The organism is Micromonospora coriariae, assembly GCF_900091455.1.
Lineage (GTDB): Bacteria > Actinomycetota > Actinomycetes > Mycobacteriales > Micromonosporaceae > Micromonospora > Micromonospora coriariae.
On record NZ_LT607412.1, the window covers coordinates 1017467 to 1032831 of the forward strand.

Below are 15365 nucleotides of genomic sequence, written 5' to 3' on the forward strand. Positions count from 1 at the left end.
CTCAGCTCTCCTCTCCGAGCCGAAGCACCTCACCGAGGCGCAACCGGCGGTTGTTCAGGGCTTCGACGGCGACCGCGAAGCCGAGGGCGACCGCCCCGAGCACGAGCACCGCGGCGACCAGGCTGGGTTCGAAGGCCACCCGGACCGGCATACCACTGGTGAACGCGGACAGGCCGAGCACCGGGTTGAGCAGCAGGGGCAGCACCGCGCCGACCAGCGCGCCGGTCAGCACCGACACCGCGACCAGCGGGGTCAACTCGACCAGCAGGAGCCCCCGCCACTGCCGGCGGGACAGGCCGAGGGTACGCAGCCGGGACAGCACCTGGCCCCGGGCTCGCGCACCGGCCAGCACTGTGAACGCGATGGCCAGCAACCCGAGCACTGTGCCGCCGACGGCGCCGGCCACGAAGCCGAAGGCCAGTACGCCGTTCGCGCCACCGTTACCGAGATCCCGCAGGACACCCGCCCGGGTGTCGACGGTGACCCCGATCGGCCGGTCCTTGCCGGTCACCGCACCGGTGTGCTGGTACCGCTCCTGTCCCTGGTCACCGGCCCGGCGCAGCGCCTCCGGGTCCAACCGGTCGCCGGCGACCAGCAGGCTGGTCGGGACGGGCGTGGTGTTCCGCGCCGGCAGCGCCTGCCAGGGCAGGATGACGAACCGGGCGGTGTTCGACGACAGCAGCGGGAAACTCTCCTCGGTGCCGGCCACCCGGAACTCGTACCGCTGGCCCTGCACCGAGATGAACGCGGAGTGGTCCAGCCCGGCCTTGGCCAGGTCGGCGGCGACCGCCGGGGAGACGATCGCCGGCAGCGATCCCGGTTCGGGACGGGCGGTGCGCAGCGCGGCCGGGACCGGTAGGTCCACATCGGATTCCCGGGCCACCGCGTCCAGTCCCGAGCCGTCGACCAGCAGCACGGCCGTCTGCGCGACCCGCGCGTCGGTGCCGAGTTCGTCCACGGCCAGTCGTTCATCAGACTGCAACAGCACAGGCGTGACGGCTCGCACCCCAGGCAGACGGCCCAGCTCGTCCACGGTGTCGGGTGCGAAGCGCTCCCCGCGGATCACCGCGTCGGCGGGCACGATCTGCTCGGCGGCCCGTTCCCGGCTCGCGCCGACGCCGGCGGCGACCACCGCGCAGAACGCCGCGGTGCCGATCGCCAGCACCACGACGACCAGCGGGGCGGCGACCGCCGACCGGCCGGCCCGCGCCGTGCCGAGGAAGGCGACGCTGCCCCGGGTCCGCGCGGCCAGCCGGCTGACCAGCAGCAACGGCCATGGGTACGCCCGCAGCGCGAGCACCGCCGCCGCGACCGCGAGCAGCACCGGTACCGACACCAGCAGCGGGTCCACCTCGCCGAGGGTGAGGCCGCGCCGGCGCAGCAGCACCGCGGCGAGCCCGGCGAGCAGCAGCAGGGAGACCTCGACGGTGAGCCGGCGGGCCGACGGGCGTATCCGGACGAGGTCACGACGTGCCGCCCCACCGGTCGGTATCGCCAGTGTCGCCATCGGCAGCGCCAGGGTGACCAGGACGGTCGCCGCGGCGGCGTACGGCGCCGTCGGGTCCGCGGCGCCGGGGAACAGGGTGCCCAGCCACCAGCCCACCGCGGCGGCTATCGGCACCACCAGTAGTGACTCGGCCAGGCTGCGCCGGGCGCCGGCGGTGGCGGCGCCACCGCGGGCACGCAGCAGCACGAACTCCGCGCGGCGTCGCCGGATGGCGAGGGTGGCCGCGAGCACGATCAGCCCGGCCAGGGTGGCCAGCACGCCGGCCGCGATCACCGCGAGCAGGGTACGCGCGGCGTTCACCTGGGCGGCGAACGCGCGCAGCGGCACATCGACACCCTGGGTCAACGTGAGGGTCGACGGTTTGCTGCGCTGCATCTGCTGCAGGCCGTCGATCAGCTCATCCAGGTGACGCGCGTCGATCCGGTCGACGCCCAGCCGGTACCGCCAGTCGTACCGCACCGACCAACCGGCCGCAGCCCGCTTGTTGAGGGCCGACTCGGCGACCACGCCTACGACGATCAAGGACTCGCCGTCCCCGAGCGGCTCGGTGATCCGCAGCAGCGGTGGCAGCCCGTCCCAGATGCCGTTCGCAGGATCGATGGGGCGGAACAGCCCGACCACCACCACCGGGGCCGCGTCGGTGAGACCGTGTCGGGTGGCGTTACCGATGCGCAGTGCGCTGCCGGTCCGCAGGTTGAGCTTGCGGGCCACGTCGACGTCGAGCGCCACCTCGATCGGCCGACCGGGGACGTACGTCTCGTTCGGCCACGCCCCCTCGACGAGGGTGCCCGCCTGCTGAATGCCGGGGACGGCACGCAGACTCAGATCGACAAGCAGTTTGCGGGCTGCCAGGTCGGGGCCGGCCAGTCGGGCCGGCGCGACGTCCACGCTGTACCACTGCTCCTCCACCGCCGAGCGCACCGCCGGCGGCATCTGCTCGGCCAGGCCCTCGGACCGCCCACGGGCGTCGGCCATGACCGAGTCCACCGGGGAGGCGGCCAGGAACTCGGAGGTGTACGAGACGTCCCGGCGGGCGGCCGGCTCGCTGTTCAGCTGGGTGCGCAGCCCCTGTTCGGCGAGCCGGTTGACCAGCCGGGGCACCCCGCTGATGAGCAGCGTGACCACCAGGGTCAGCACCGCCAGGAGCAGGAACTGCCCACCGTACGCCCGGACCCGCCGGACGGCCCCGCCGACGCTCATCGTTCTCCCCCGATTCGCAGCTGCACCGCCGCCACCCGCTGCCGGATGCCGGTGGCTATGAACGCGCTGAAGGCGAGCGCCGCCAGCAGCAGACCGACCGCCGTCACGCCGATCGGCACCCAGGGCAGCGCGAACGTCGCCGGGGGCACCGGCCGGCCGGCGGCCGGGGTGAGGATGACCAGCGGGGCCATGGTGGCCCCGACCGCGGCGCCGAGCAGCAGCCCGACCCCCACGCCGATGCCGGCGAGGAAGGTCTGTTCGGCCAGCAGCGCCCGGGCCAGCAGCCGAGGCGTGGCGCCGAGGGTGTGCAGTACCGCGAACTCGCCCAACCGGCGCCGCGCGGTGGCCCACACGTCCACCATGAGGCCGACCAGGGCGAGGAGAACCGCGCCGAGCGCCGCGGCGAGCATTCCGGTGCGGGATCCGCGCCAGTACGGGTCGTCGGCGGCCGACTCGATGACCGCCTCCCGGTTGAGCACGGTGACGTCCGGCAGCTCGCTGGCCGCTCGGGCGGCGGCCATCGGGTCGTCGGCGCCGACCCACCACTCCGGTACGGGTCGCACCGCGCCGCTTTCCAGGATCAGGGTGTCGACCGCCGCGGGCAGGTCGAGCAGTATCCCCTCCCCGGTGGTGGCCGGCACGGCGGTCAGCTCACCGACCAGGTGGACCCGGAGCGTCGCCCCGGAGAGCGTCAGGTCGACGGTGTCGCCGACGTTCAAGCTCAGTGCGTCACGTACCCGGGGGGTCATCAGCACCGGCACGGGCGTGCTGTCGCCGGCCGGCACGACGGCGAACCGGGTGTACGGCTGGTACGCGAACTCCCCGCCCGGAATCACCGCCACCGGGTTGACCGCGGCGAACCCGCTGCCGGTGGCCACCACCGGCGAGGGCCCCTTGCCGGGGACCATCATCGCCCAGTCACCCGTCAGCTCGACGGGTTGGGTCGTGCCGTCGGCGGCGACCGCCGTCAACCCGTCCACCTGGAGTCCGTAGGAGCTGCCGGCCGCTCGCCCGCCGTCGGCCTCGAACCCGGCCAGCCGCAGTCGTGCCGCGCCCACGTCGGGCAGTCGCACGGTGAACCGGGTGGCCCGGCCAGCACTGTCCGAGTCGGCTACCGGCAGCCGCAGGGCGAGCCCGTCGGAGCTGGTGACCAGGAGCGTCACAGCGACCCGGAGCGGCTGTAGGGCCCTGACCACCGGGGTGCGGACCGTGCCGGTGATCGCGCGGACGTCGGCGGGCAACTCGACGCCGACGGGCTTTCCCCGGGCACCGACCATCCGGTTGTACTGGTCCGACACCGGTTCGTCGCTCAGCCGGTCGGCGAGTCGGACGACGCCGGGAGCGCTGGCGGGGTCGACGCCGATCACGGTCACCGGCAGGTCCTCGCGGCCGACCCGCGTCTCGTCCCGCCACGCCGGCAACACCCGGTCCACGCCGGGCAGCGCGACGAGTTGACCGGCGCGGCTCGGCGGGGCTGACCCGGTCCGTTCGGTCACCCGCAGGTCGGCGCCGACCGTGTGACTGGCCTGCTCGACCTGGGACCGCTCCCCCGTGCTGATCAGGGACCAGGCCAGGGTGCTGCCGCCGACGGCGAGGGCGAGGAGCAGCACCGGGCCGGCGTGTGGACGCCGACCGGCCTGCCACATGCCGAACATGGTGGCCGTCCAGGGCCGTCGGTCGACGAACCGCTCGGCGAACCGGGTGAGCGGCGGGAGCACCCGCAACGCCAGCACGGCGCCGGCCAGCACGCCGAGCGTGGGCGCGGCGATCAGCAGCGGGTCGAGCCCGAGCCGGCCGCCCGAGCCGGCCAGCGGGGAGGCGTACCGGCGCAGCTGCACCCAGGCGAGCACGGCGAGCGCAACCAGCACCAGGTCGACGCTGGCCCGCTGGACGCTCGCGGCCCGGTTCGGCCGCGACCGGGCGGCCATGTCCGCCACGTACGTGCCGGCGCTGCGCAGCGCCGGAAGAACCATGGCGACCAGGCAGCCGGCCGCGGTGGCCGCGGCGGCTGCCCAGACCAGGGTGGTGTTACCGCCGGCGGTGGAGAGTTCCGCCGACCCGCCGGGCCGGATGTACCGCAGCGCCTCACTGGCGATCAGCGGGCCCAGCACGGCGGCCGGGGCGACCACCAGGGTCGCCTCGCGGGCGGCCAGGCCGGCCAGCTGCCGGCGGGCTGCGCCACGGGCACGCAACAGCGCGGTCTGGGGGCGGCGGTCCTCATGCAGCAGTGCGGCGACCAGCACCAGCGCGTACCCGCCGAGCACCAGGATGAGCAGGAGCGGGGTGGCCAGCGAGGAGCGGCCCACCAGATCGGCGCGGGCGATCCGGTCCAGCAGCCGTTCCATCTTGGTGACCGCCTGCCCGGAGCTGCCCAGTTGAGCGGCCTCGGGCACCGTCGTGGTGGCCTCGGTGAGGGCGTTCCGCATGGCCGGCAGGTCGGCGGTGTCGACACCGCCGAGGTCCGGTTCGGCCAGCCAGGACGCCGACACCGAGCCCCGGAAGGTGGCCGCGAAGTCAGCCGGGTCGAGCGCGAACGGCCCGTACGAGGTGGTGGATCCGACGCTGTCCGCCCCCACTCCGGGGGCCAGCAGCCAGTACGTGTCGATCGGGTCGCGGGGCCGCCAGATGCCGGCGACCACGAATTCGCTGCGCCGTTCGGCGGACCGGTCGCGTGCCGGGACGCGTTCGCCGACGCGCAGGCCCAGCTGGCCGGCGACCCGCTCGGGGAGGCTCACCTGGATCGGGTTCGCCCCGGGCTGGGGCCAGGCCCCGCTGGTCAGCTCCGCGTGCCTGGCGAGGTCGTCGAACGTGGCCACATTCGCGAAGATGGGTTCGTCGTCGGTGCGGGGCACGGATCCGAGATCGCCGGTCAGCTCCCGGCCGGTGCCGTACCGGGCCGCGCCGACGGTGACCGGGACGCCGGCGAACCCGTCGGCGAACCCGGCGCGGACGGCCTTGTCCCGGGTGGCGAACTCGGCGGCGTCGCGCCCACCGGAGCCGCTGACCAGCAGGCCGCGCTCCTCGGCCGGCGAGGCTGCCACCAGGGCCCGCTGCCCGGCGTCCACCGCGCGGCGGTTGTAGTCGGAAAGGCCGGTGACCAACGCGACGGCGACCAGGGCGGCGATCACCGCGGCAACCAGCAGACCGCGCGCCTCGCGGGCCCGCCTCCACACCAACTTCATCCGACGCCTCCCCTGGCCCTGGCGGGCCGACGACCATCAAGACAGGTCATCTACCGGGAAAGGTTCGCGCCCGTTACTTGATCGTTACGCGGGGAGTCGGTGGAGGCCCCGCCCGGCGACCTGGCTGATCGCCGCAGCCGGTCCGCTACCTGCGGCGGCGAAAGCTCCGCACACCGAGCGCGACAGCGCTGACGACGATCACGACGCCCAGGAACTGGAGGCCCGGAGAGTCATCGGCTCCCCCGAGCACGACGCCGGCGACACCGAGCGCGACGGCGAGGACGGTGACGATCGCGGGGACGTACTTCATGGGCTGTCCTCCTCGACCCACTCGAGCAGATCGCCGGGCTGGCAGCCGAGCACCCGGCACATCGCCTCCAGGGTGCTGAAGCGGACGGCTTTGGCCCGGCCGTTCTTCAGCACGGCCACATTCGCCGGCGTGAGGCCGACACGTTCGGCGAACTCACCGACGCTCATCTTGCGTTTCGCCAGCTCGACGTCGATGCGGACGATGATCGGCATCAGATCACCGCTTCCATGTCGGTGCGCAGGGTGGTGGCCTGCCGCAGCAGTGCCCGCATCACCACCATCAGGAGCCCCAGCACGGTGACGCCCGTCGTCATCAGGAACAGCAGGAGCGGCAACCCGGGGTCGTCCGCGTTGAAACCGACGTACAGGAAGACGCCCACCAGCACCACCCACGCGGCGGCGATGGCCCACACGATCGCGTCCACCCACTTGAGGGCAACCTCGGTGAAGATGCGGTCGTTCTCGACCAGGCTGAGCAGCTTCCAGGTGGCCACGATCACCACCTGGACACACAGCACCCAGAACACCGTCACGGCCGTCGCCGGCCACCTCAGGTACGCGAAGTCCGGCGACTCCTTCGCCATGTGGGCGAACTGCCCGGGCAGCGAGAAGGTCTGGAACATGACCAGGACCCCGAACAGCAACACGAGAAAGACTCTGAGCGGAAACACCGCTCGATGCGCTACGACCATGCATCGATCCTCGCTCGCTACCTATCGAAAGTCAATAGGTATCGAGCCTCTGGCTATCCGATGCCGGGCCGGGCGCCGGGGATCCACTGATCCTCGGCGCCCGGCCCGAAAGCTGCTCGGCGGTGCGGGACAGCTACTCGCAGCCCAGGGCATCCCGGTAGCCGGCCGGCGACTTCCCGGCGGCCACCTCGTCGGCGGTCTCCCAGAACACCTCCGGCCAGTCGCCCTCATCGTTCATCTGGTGCAGCACCTTCCACGTGTGGCTGCTGCGCAACGCGTCGGCGGCCCGCTTGACGGCGGCGTCGTCGCCGGCCTGCTTCGCGCGCAGCCACTCGGCGATCCACCCACAGCCGACCCGGCTGGTCACCTTGGCGCCGAACTGGTAGGCGTCGTTGGTGCCCAGGGCGCCCAGCGCGGTGGCGTCGAAGCCCGGAGGGAGCGGCACCCCCGCGAGAACCTTGGCCGCCTGCTCATCCGCCCGCTCGGGCGTGACGATCTCCGCCGGAAGCGCGGCCAGCCAGGTGCGGGCGTCGACGCGCACGACGTCGGCGATGACCCGATCGAACTCGGTCCGCGTCCACGTGCCTCCGGCACGAAGTTCGACGAAGGAACCGTCGCGGGGCTTCAGCATGACCGCGAAGTCGCTCGCGCTGTACCGGAACAGGTCGCCCGGCCAGCCGTCGACCTTCACCTGCTCCGGCTTGCTGACGTGGAGCCGATCCTGGTGGTACCCGTTGTACTGGTCGGCCGGGTACCAGTTCATCGACAGTTCGCGCTCGTCGTTGCGGAACGCGATGGTGCCCTCTTTCTCGGCGAACCCGTAGACGGTGGTCGCCTTCCAGCCGGGCTGGTCGATCAACAGCCGCGGGTTCTCCTCGGCCGCCTTGAGCACCATCGCGGAGTAGGAGGTTGTTCTCGTCGCCTCGGACGTGGGACCGGTCTCCGGGGAGGCTTCGCCGCCTCCCGGCTGGTCGGAACCCACCACCGAGACGGTGAAGACGACGGCGAGAACGGCGGCCGCGACGCTGGCGCTGGCGAGACCGCCCAGCACGGCGCGGCGCCTGCGGGCGCGTGTGCCCGGTGGTTCGGCGACGGGTTCGAGGGTCGGCGTGGACATGATCTCCTCCAGGAGGGTCTGTGCGGTCCCGTCGAGGTGCGCGACGACCTCGGGTCGGTACGGGTCGGCGTCTCGGACCATCCGGTCGAGGTGCTCGTCGGTCATCTGCCCTCCTCTGGGGCCCGTGCGGCCATGACGTCGAGTACATGTCCGGGCGGCCTCAGATCGTCACCGACGAGATCACGCAACCGGGCCCGGGCCCGCGACAGCCGCGTACGGACCGCGGCCGGGCTCACGTGCAGGACCGTGGCGACCTCACGCGGCTCCAGGCCCTCCCAGAAGGTCAGCATCAACACCTCCCGGTCCACCTCGCCCAGCCGGGCCAGCGCGGCCCGGACCGCGAGCCGTTCGGGCACCTCGCTGCCCGGGTCGACCGCGACGGTGGCCCGGATCCGTTGCCGCAACCGCTCACCCAGCCGGCCCCGGCGCATCCCGCCCCGGTGGTGGTTGGACAGCACCCGCCGGGCCACGCCGTGCAACCAGAGCCGGATCTCGGGCTCGGGCGGCATCTCACGGCTGCGCCGCCAGGCGACGAGGAAGGTCTCGGCGACCACGTCGGCCGCGTCCTCGGGCTGCTCCACGCGCCGTAGGGCGTACGCCAGCAGCGGCTCGAAGTTGGCCGCGTAGACGCGTCGGAAGAGGTCCTCGTGCTCGGTCCCGGAGCTCACGTCTATCTCATGTCCGGTCGAGCGCCGGTCGTGACGGGTGCGAGCCGGAAAAAGGCGCGACGCGTGTCAGGCGCTGTCGTCGGGGGTGCGCTTGGCGCGGCTGGGCTGGACCCGCTTGGGCTCGCCCGGCATCTTCGGGTGGTCCGGCGGGTATGGCAGGTCGCCCTGGCCGCCGGCGGCGTCCCGCTCGGCCCACTCCAGCAGTGGGGTGATGTCCCACGGGCTGTCGTCGATGCCGGCGTGCGGGTCGGCCCGCTCGGTGAGCCGGGCCGGGACGGTGCGCAGGTCGAAGTCGTCCGGGTCGACGGCGGGCAGCTCGTCCCAGGTGACCGGGGTGGACACGGTGGCCCGCGCGTTGGCCCGCAGCGAGTACGCGCAGGCGATCGTCCGGTCCCGGGCCATCTGGTTGTAGTCGACGAAGACCCGACTGCCCCGCTCCTCCTTCCACCAGGCGGTGGTGACCAGCTCGGGGCAGCGGCGCTCCACCTCCCGGGCGAGCGCGATGGTGGCCCGGCGCACCTCGGTGAACGTCCAGCGTGGGGCGATGCGCAGGTAGACGTGCACGCCCCGGCCACCGGAGGTCTTCGGCCAGCCGGTGGCACCCAGCTCGTCGAGCACCAAGCGGACCTCCGCGGCGGCCCGTGCCGCGTCGGCGAAGTCGGTGCCGGGCTGTGGGTCCAGGTCGATGCGCAGCTCGTCGGGGCGGTCCACGTCGGCGGCGCGCACCGGCCACGGATGGAACACGATCGTGCCCATCTGTGCCGCCCAGGCCACGTGGGCCAGGTCAACCGGGCAGAGCTCGGACGCGCTCCGGCCGCTCGGGAAGGTGATCTCCGCGGTCGTCACCCAGGGTGGGACACCCCGGGTCGGCACCCGCTTCTGGAAGAACATCTCGCCTTCGACGCCCTCGGGAAAGCGTTGCAGCGTGGTGGGCCGGTCCCGCAGGGCGCGCATGATCCCGTCGCCGACCGCCAGGTAGTAGTGGAAGACGTCCGCCTTGGTGAAGCCCCGCTGCGGGAAGATCACCCGGTCGGGACTGCTCAGCCGTACGGTGTGCCCGGCCACCTCGACCTCGGCGACCGCTGCCTTGGTGCCACCCATCCCGCGACCTTATGCCACGCCCCCGACGTTCGACGTACCGTTGACGGGTGAGTCTTGACGACAACGAGCTGCCCCAGACCGAAGACGAGTGGCGGGTCCGGTTGACCCCCGAGGAGTTCCACGTACTGCGGGAGGCCGGCACCGAGCGGCCGTGGACCGGTGAGTACGTGGACACCAAGACGGCCGGCGTCTACAACTGCCGCGCCTGCGGGCTGGAACTCTTCTCCAGCGACACGAAGTTCGACTCGCACTGCGGGTGGCCGAGCTTCGACGACGCCATCCCGGGCCGGGTCAAGGAGATCGAGGACCGCAGCCTGGGTGCGGTCCGTACGGAGATCCGCTGCGCCCGCTGCAACAGCCACCTCGGGCACGTCTTCCACGGCGAGGGCTTCACCCCGAAGGACACCCGACACTGCGTCAACTCGGTCTCGGTCCGGCTGGAACCCCGCTGAGCTGAGCGGCCACCGCGCGGCGGTGGGGGCGCCGGCGGCGTACCCCGGTCACCGCCGCGCGGCCGGCGGCCCGGTCAGCAGCCCGACCTCCGCGGTCCGGGACCGCTCGATCCGCCGGGCCAGGTCGCGGACCTGCTCGCTGCGGCCCACGTCGACCTGGGCCCGGGCCAGGTCGGCCGCCGCCCGCTGGTGGTCGGCGAGCACCTCGCGCAGCACCCGGTCGACGTCGGCGTCCGACGCGGCCCGCAGCCGGTCGAGCGCGGCGTCGTCCCCGTGCCCGGCGTGGTGGTGCGCGCCCGCGCTGGCACCCGGGCCCGCCGTGCGCAACCAGCCGCGCATGGCGGCCAGCTCATCCGCCTCGGTCGCGTCGATCGCGGCGGCCAGGGTGCGCAGCGAGCCGTCGCGCAGCCGGTCCCGAGCCAGCCGGACGATCTCCAGGGTGCGTTCGCTGTGCCCGACCATCGTGCTGAGGAAGACCACGTCGATACCGCTCAGCGCGTCCCCGGCCGCTGCCGACCCGGCCGGGGACGCGGGCGCCGGTTGAGGCACGGCCGACGGGGTCGACGCGGGCGGTCCGGCGCAGGCGGCGGTGAGCAGCAGCACGGTGAGCAGGGGCGCCAGCAGGGTTCGGCGGGTCATGCCGGGTGCTCCGATCACGCGAAGACGGCGACACGGGCGCGACCGGGGTCGCACCCGTGCGGTCAGACCTGACTCCAGAGCGCCGGCACGTTCGGCGGCTCCCACCCGGCGATCGCGGTGTGCGCCTGCCGGCAGCGGTACGTCGACCCGCCGTAGGTGACCTGGTCACCGACCTGGTACGCCCGGCCGGCCGCCCAGGTGCCGCCCGGCGCGGGCGGAGTGGTCGGCGTGGCCGTCGGCGTGGGCCGTGGCGTGGGTGTGGGGGTCGGGCTGGGCACCGGCCCACCACCACCGCCGCCGATCTGCACGTCGATGCAGGAGTAGAAGGCGTTCGCGGTGTCGGCGATGTTCCACACCGCGAGGATCTTCTGCCGCCCGGAGAAGCCACCGAGGTTGACATTGTGCGAGACGGTGGCGCCGGGCTGCTGGCCGTTGCCGTTGACCGAGGCGACCCGGGTGTTGCCGATCCAGTACTCCCAGTTGCTGGTCGCGTGCCGGGCGGTGTTCACCCAGGTGAAGGTCAGCGAACTGCCGACCGAGGTGGCGGGCCAGCCCCGGCTGTCGTCGTTCAGGACGGCGAACTGGGCGATTCCGGCGTTGCAGCTGCGCAGGCCCTTGGGACCCTCGACGCTCTGCGGCTCGTACTTGATCTGCCCGCAGTCGGGCACCCGGCCCTGGGCGCAGAGCGCCTGGCGGCTCGGCGGGGCGGACACGTAGCCGTGCGCCTGGGCGGGCGCGGCGACGGTGAGGGTGGCGGCGACGGCACCCGCCGCCACCAGCGGGACGGTGATTCTTCGACGCATCGGGGCAGCTCCTTCTCGAGGTCCGGTGGGTGCCCCTCAACGTAATTTAAACTTTGTTAACAGTAAAGACCCCCATCGATAAATACATCGATGATGACGAGTTTTCTCTCAGAGCCGGAGCAGGCCGCCCCGTTCGTCGACCTGGTCGGCCGACTCGTCGTCCAGCCAAACCCCACCGGTGGCGAGGTAGCGGAACCGGTACTCGCCCGGCCCGAGCCGCACGGTCACCGTCCGGGTGCCGTCACGGCGGGTCACCAACTCGTGCCGGCCGGGCTCCCAAGCGTTGAAGCAGCCCACCACGCTCACCGGACCGGGCGGGGTGTCCCGGGGCAGGCAGAAGGTGACCCGGGTCTGGTTGCCGAAGAGTCTGTTGCGCTTGATCATTGCGATCCCTCCCGGTGTTGCGGCGGTTCATCCGGTCTAACGGACGACACGCCGGAGCCGACACGCCGCTGAGGTCGTCCGGCTAGCGGCATTCCGCCCGGTACCGACATACGCAGAGGCATTCTGAATGCACATGTCCTGATACGGGGGTTTTCATGGCTACCTGCGAGGTTTGCGGCAACGACTACTGGATGGCGTTCGAGGTGCGTACGGTCAGCGGCGACGTGCACACCTTCGACTCGTTCGAGTGCGCGATCCACCGACTGGCACCGATCTGTGAGCACTGCGAGATCAAGATCGTCGGGCACGGCGTGGAGGTCAACGGCCGGTTCTTCTGCTGCGGACACTGCGCCCGGGCGGTCGAGGGCGCCGAGGGCGCCGAGATCCGCGACGCCGTCGGGGCACGCCCCGCCTGATCCCGCCCCTGCGGTACGGTCGTGCGATGCGGCCGTACCTGGGCGTCCTGCCCCCACCGCGCTCCTGACCGGAGCGCCGCGCCTCTCGCCGAGCGGTCACTGACCCACTCGGCCACCTCGCCGTACGCGCTCCGTCGACGTCGTCCCCGTCAACGGCTCACCCTTTTCGGAGCGCACCCGTGTCCACCTCCCGTACCGCGCCGCCGGCCGCCCCGGCCCCGGACGTCACCCGGGCCCGCACCGGCCTGATCCAGATCACCGTCACCGGAGTGCTGTGGGGCACCACCGGCGTGGCGGTGCAACTGTTGCGCGAGAGCACCGGGCTCAGCCCGGTGAGCATCGGTTGCCACCGCCTGGCCATCGCCGCGCTCGTCCTGCTGGCGTGCACCGCCGGCCGGCTCGGCGCGATCCTGGCCGCCCTGCGCGCGGCGCCGGTGTCGCTGCTGCTCACCGGCGTGGGCCTCGGCCTCTACCAGGCGCTCTACTTCGCCGCCGTGGCGCTGGCCGGAGTGGGCGTGGCCACAGTGGTCAGCCTCGGCCTGGCCCCGGTGCTCGCCGCGGCGTGGGAATCGGTACGGGCCCGCCGGATGCCCGACCTGGTGCGGCTCGGAACACTTGTCGCCGCCGTGGCCGGCCTCGCCCTGATCACCGGTGCCACCGCGCAGCCCACCACGGCGGCGCCTGCCCCGCTGCTCGGTCTGCTCGCGGCGGCCGGATCCGGCCTCGGCTACGCCGTGACCACCCTGATCAGCCGACAGGTGTCGCAGCGCACCGCGCCGATGACGCTGACCACCATCTCCACAGTGATCGGTGCCCTGACCCTGGCCCCCCTGGCGCTGGTCGCCGGGGTCGGCGTACCGGTACGCGCCGACACCGTGGCGCTGCTGCTGCACCTGGGCGTGGTCACCACCGCGGTGGCGTACGCGCTGTTCTACGCCGGGCTGCGCACCACCGCGGGCAGCGTCGCCGCCGTACTGACCCTGCTCGAACCACTGACCGCGGCGGCACTGGCCGTGGCGCTGCTGCACGAGCCGCTCCCGCTGCCGGTGATCGTCGGCGGCGCGCTGCTGCTCACCGCAGTGGCCGCCACCTACCTCGCCCCCACCCGGGCGGACGTACCGTGACCACCGGGCCGGGCCGTACGCCTCGGGCCCGGTCCGACCGGACGGCCTAGGATCGGTGGGTGCCCCAGCAGACCATCGAGGTCCGGACGGCGTCCTTCGCCGACCTGAACGCCCACACCTTCCACGACCTGCTCAAGCTGCGCATCGACGTGTTCGTGGTCGAGCAGCACTGCCCGTACCCGGAGCTCGACGGACGGGACGTGGAACCGGGCACCCGGCACCTCTGGCTGACCGACGGCGGTGCGCCGCTGGCGTACCTGCGGATCCTGGCCGATCCGGACGGCGTCGCCCGGATCGGCCGGGTGGTGGTGGCCCCGGCCGCGCGCGGCGGCGGGCACGCGGGCCGGCTGATGACAGCGGCGCTGGAGGTGGTGGGCAACCGGCCCTGCGTGCTGGACGCCCAGTCGCACCTGGTCGCCTTCTACACCCGGCACGGCTTCGCGGTCAGTGGCCCCGAGTACGTCGAGGACGGCATCCCGCACACTCCGATGCGCCGCGATGCCATTGACGACTGACGATCTGCCTGGCATCGTGCCGGGTAGAGCCATCGCGGGAGCCTGCGAGTAGGCACGGGAGCGGGCATCTCCCGGCAGTCCGGGTGTCGTCGTCCGACCTCATCCCCCCGGGGGCTCCATGTCCACTCTCGTCCGATCACCACGCGTGCTCTGGCTGCTCGCCATCGCGGCGGCCGCCACGCTCATGGTCACCACCGCGCTGACCACCGCGCTGGTCCAGCCCGCCTCGGCACACGGGTCGGTCGTCGACCCGGCCTCGCGCAACTACAGCTGCTGGCAACGCTGGGGCAGCGACTTCCAGAACCCTCGGATGGCCACCGAGGACCCGATGTGCTGGCAGGCCTGGCAGGCAGACCCGAACGCCATGTGGAACTGGAACGGCCTGTTCCGCGAGGGCGTGGCCGGCAACCACCAGGGCGCCATTCCCAACGGTCAACTGTGCAGCGGCGGGCGTACCCAGAGCGGTCGCTACAACGCCCTGGACACCGTCGGTGCCTGGAAGACCACAGCGGTGTCGAGCAACTTCCGGGTCCGCTTCTTCGACCAGGCCAGCCACGGCGCCGACTACATCCGGGTGTACGTGACCCGGCAGGGCTTCAACCCGCTGACCGAGCCTCTCGGCTGGGACGACCTGGTGCTGTCCGGCCAGATCGGCAACACCCCGGCGTCGCAGTGGAAGCAGGAGACCGGCGGCGTCTCCATCGAAATCCCGGTCAACGCGTCGGGCCGCACCGGCCGACACATCGTCTACACCATCTGGCAGGCCAGCCACCTGGACCAGTCCTACTACCTGTGCAGCGACGTCGACTTCTCCGGTGGAACGGGCACCCCGCCGCCCACCACTCCGCCGCCGACGACGCCACCGCCCACCACGCCACCGCCGACCACGCCACCGCCGACCACTCCGCCGCCGACGACGCCGCCGCCGGCCGGCGCCTGCACGGCCACGTACGCGGTCACCGGCCAGTGGGCCGGCGGCTTCCAGGCCGAGGTGCGGGTGACAGCCGGCGGCTCGCCCACCCGGGGCTGGTCGGTCAGCTGGAACTACACCGGCGGCCAGCAGGTCACCTCGGCGTGGAACGCGACCGTCACCAGCAACGGCACGCTGGTCACCGCGCGCAACGTCGCCCACAACGGCACCCTCGCCGCCGGGGCGAGCACCACGTTCGGTTTCCTCGGCTCGTGGAACGGCACCAACCCGCTTCCGCTGGCCTCCTGCACCACGACCAGTTGATCCCCGGCCGGCGCCGCACCCG

General features: G+C 72.8%; 16 protein-coding genes. 5 read left to right on the forward strand and 11 right to left on the reverse strand.

Features of this window, described 5'->3' with window-relative positions:
• Position 1: 1 nt before the first annotated feature.
• From GA0070607_RS04710 to ligD, 8 genes are all read right to left on the reverse strand, one after another.
• Positions 2–2707: an ABC transporter permease gene (locus GA0070607_RS04710; RefSeq protein WP_089017063.1), complete on the reverse strand. Its 2706-nt coding sequence runs from the start codon at positions 2705–2707 to the stop codon at positions 2–4.
• A complete protein-coding gene (locus GA0070607_RS04715; RefSeq protein ID WP_089017064.1) occupies positions 2704–5889 on the reverse strand; it encodes an ABC transporter permease in 3186 nt (1061 codons plus the stop codon). The genes GA0070607_RS04710 and GA0070607_RS04715 overlap by 4 nt, the downstream gene beginning before the upstream one ends.
• Before the next feature lie 145 nt (positions 5890–6034).
• The gene (locus GA0070607_RS32715; RefSeq protein WP_172898981.1) at positions 6035–6199 is read right to left on the reverse strand and encodes a hypothetical protein; all 165 of its coding nucleotides are present in this window, start codon (positions 6197–6199) and stop codon (positions 6035–6037) included.
• The gene (locus GA0070607_RS04720) at positions 6196–6411 is read right to left on the reverse strand and encodes a helix-turn-helix domain-containing protein (RefSeq protein WP_089017065.1); all 216 of its coding nucleotides are present in this window, start codon (positions 6409–6411) and stop codon (positions 6196–6198) included. Before GA0070607_RS04720 ends, GA0070607_RS32715 begins: the two co-directional genes overlap by 4 nt.
• Entirely contained in the window at positions 6411–6845 is a 435-nt protein-coding gene (locus tag GA0070607_RS04725) for a DUF2975 domain-containing protein (protein WP_231930845.1), read from the reverse strand. Before GA0070607_RS04725 ends, GA0070607_RS04720 begins: the two co-directional genes overlap by 1 nt.
• Positions 6846–7023: 178 nt before the next feature.
• Positions 7024–8112, reverse strand: coding sequence for a hypothetical protein (locus tag GA0070607_RS04730; RefSeq protein ID WP_089017067.1), 1089 nt, complete (start codon positions 8110–8112; stop codon positions 7024–7026).
• Positions 8109–8675, reverse strand: coding sequence for an RNA polymerase sigma factor (locus tag GA0070607_RS04735; RefSeq protein WP_089017068.1), 567 nt, complete (start codon positions 8673–8675; stop codon positions 8109–8111). Before GA0070607_RS04735 ends, GA0070607_RS04730 begins: the two co-directional genes overlap by 4 nt.
• A 66-nt stretch (positions 8676–8741) precedes the next feature.
• Complete coding sequence (gene ligD, locus GA0070607_RS04740) at positions 8742–9776, reverse strand: non-homologous end-joining DNA ligase (RefSeq protein WP_089017069.1); 1035 nt, start codon at positions 9774–9776, stop codon at positions 8742–8744.
• Between the two features lie 47 nt (positions 9777–9823).
• On the opposite strand from ligD, the gene msrB reads away from it, so the two are divergent.
• A complete protein-coding gene (msrB, locus tag GA0070607_RS04745) occupies positions 9824–10228 on the forward strand; it encodes a peptide-methionine (R)-S-oxide reductase MsrB (protein ID WP_089017070.1) in 405 nt (134 codons plus the stop codon).
• Positions 10229–10276: 48 nt separating this feature from the next.
• Here the strand turns inward: msrB and GA0070607_RS04750 are convergent, their stop codons facing one another.
• The 3 genes from GA0070607_RS04750 to GA0070607_RS04760 form a co-directional block, all read right to left on the reverse strand.
• A complete protein-coding gene (locus GA0070607_RS04750; protein WP_089017071.1) occupies positions 10277–10867 on the reverse strand; it encodes a DUF305 domain-containing protein in 591 nt (196 codons plus the stop codon).
• Between the two features lie 62 nt (positions 10868–10929).
• Positions 10930–11670, reverse strand: coding sequence for a lytic polysaccharide monooxygenase (locus tag GA0070607_RS04755; protein WP_089017072.1), 741 nt, complete (start codon positions 11668–11670; stop codon positions 10930–10932).
• 108 nt (positions 11671–11778) lie between these two features.
• A complete protein-coding gene (locus GA0070607_RS04760) occupies positions 11779–12054 on the reverse strand; it encodes a glycoside hydrolase (protein WP_089017073.1) in 276 nt (91 codons plus the stop codon).
• A 155-nt stretch (positions 12055–12209) separates the two neighbouring features.
• Here GA0070607_RS04760 and GA0070607_RS04765 point away from each other — a divergent pair, with 155 nt between their 5' ends.
• The 4 genes from GA0070607_RS04765 to GA0070607_RS04780 all read left to right on the forward strand — a co-directional run bounded on the left by GA0070607_RS04765 (position 12210) and on the right by GA0070607_RS04780 (position 15343).
• On the forward strand, positions 12210–12470 hold the full coding sequence (locus GA0070607_RS04765) for a Prokaryotic metallothionein (protein ID WP_089017074.1): 261 nt from the start codon (positions 12210–12212) through the stop codon (positions 12468–12470).
• A gap of 179 nt (positions 12471–12649) precedes the next feature.
• On the forward strand, positions 12650–13594 hold the full coding sequence (locus GA0070607_RS04770; RefSeq protein ID WP_089017075.1) for a DMT family transporter: 945 nt from the start codon (positions 12650–12652) through the stop codon (positions 13592–13594).
• Positions 13595–13653: 59 nt separating this feature from the next.
• On the forward strand, positions 13654–14109 hold the full coding sequence (locus GA0070607_RS04775; RefSeq protein ID WP_172898982.1) for a GNAT family N-acetyltransferase: 456 nt from the start codon (positions 13654–13656) through the stop codon (positions 14107–14109).
• 118 nt (positions 14110–14227) lie between these two features.
• Complete coding sequence (locus tag GA0070607_RS04780) at positions 14228–15343, forward strand: lytic polysaccharide monooxygenase auxiliary activity family 9 protein (RefSeq protein WP_089017076.1); 1116 nt, start codon at positions 14228–14230, stop codon at positions 15341–15343.
• The last annotated feature ends 22 nt before the right edge of the window (positions 15344–15365 follow it).

Coding starts and splice junctions, on each gene's coding strand:
- GA0070607_RS04780 (WP_089017076.1), top strand. CDS start 14,228: ATGTCCACTCTCGTCCGATCACCACGCGTGCTCTGGCTGCTCGCCATC.
- GA0070607_RS04750 (WP_089017071.1), bottom strand. CDS start 10,867: ATGACCCGCCGAACCCTGCTGGCGCCCCTGCTCACCGTGCTGCTGCTC.
- GA0070607_RS04720 (WP_089017065.1), bottom strand. CDS start 6,411: ATGCCGATCATCGTCCGCATCGACGTCGAGCTGGCGAAACGCAAGATG.
- GA0070607_RS04760 (WP_089017073.1), bottom strand. CDS start 12,054: ATGATCAAGCGCAACAGACTCTTCGGCAACCAGACCCGGGTCACCTTC.
- GA0070607_RS04710 (WP_089017063.1), bottom strand. CDS start 2,707: ATGAGCGTCGGCGGGGCCGTCCGGCGGGTCCGGGCGTACGGTGGGCAG.
- GA0070607_RS32715 (WP_172898981.1), bottom strand. CDS start 6,199: ATGAAGTACGTCCCCGCGATCGTCACCGTCCTCGCCGTCGCGCTCGGT.
- ligD (WP_089017069.1), bottom strand. CDS start 9,776: ATGGGTGGCACCAAGGCAGCGGTCGCCGAGGTCGAGGTGGCCGGGCAC.
- GA0070607_RS04715 (WP_089017064.1), bottom strand. CDS start 5,889: ATGAAGTTGGTGTGGAGGCGGGCCCGCGAGGCGCGCGGTCTGCTGGTT.
- GA0070607_RS04730 (WP_089017067.1), bottom strand. CDS start 8,112: ATGACCGACGAGCACCTCGACCGGATGGTCCGAGACGCCGACCCGTAC.
- GA0070607_RS04755 (WP_089017072.1), bottom strand. CDS start 11,670: ATGCGTCGAAGAATCACCGTCCCGCTGGTGGCGGCGGGTGCCGTCGCC.
- GA0070607_RS04765 (WP_089017074.1), top strand. CDS start 12,210: ATGGCTACCTGCGAGGTTTGCGGCAACGACTACTGGATGGCGTTCGAG.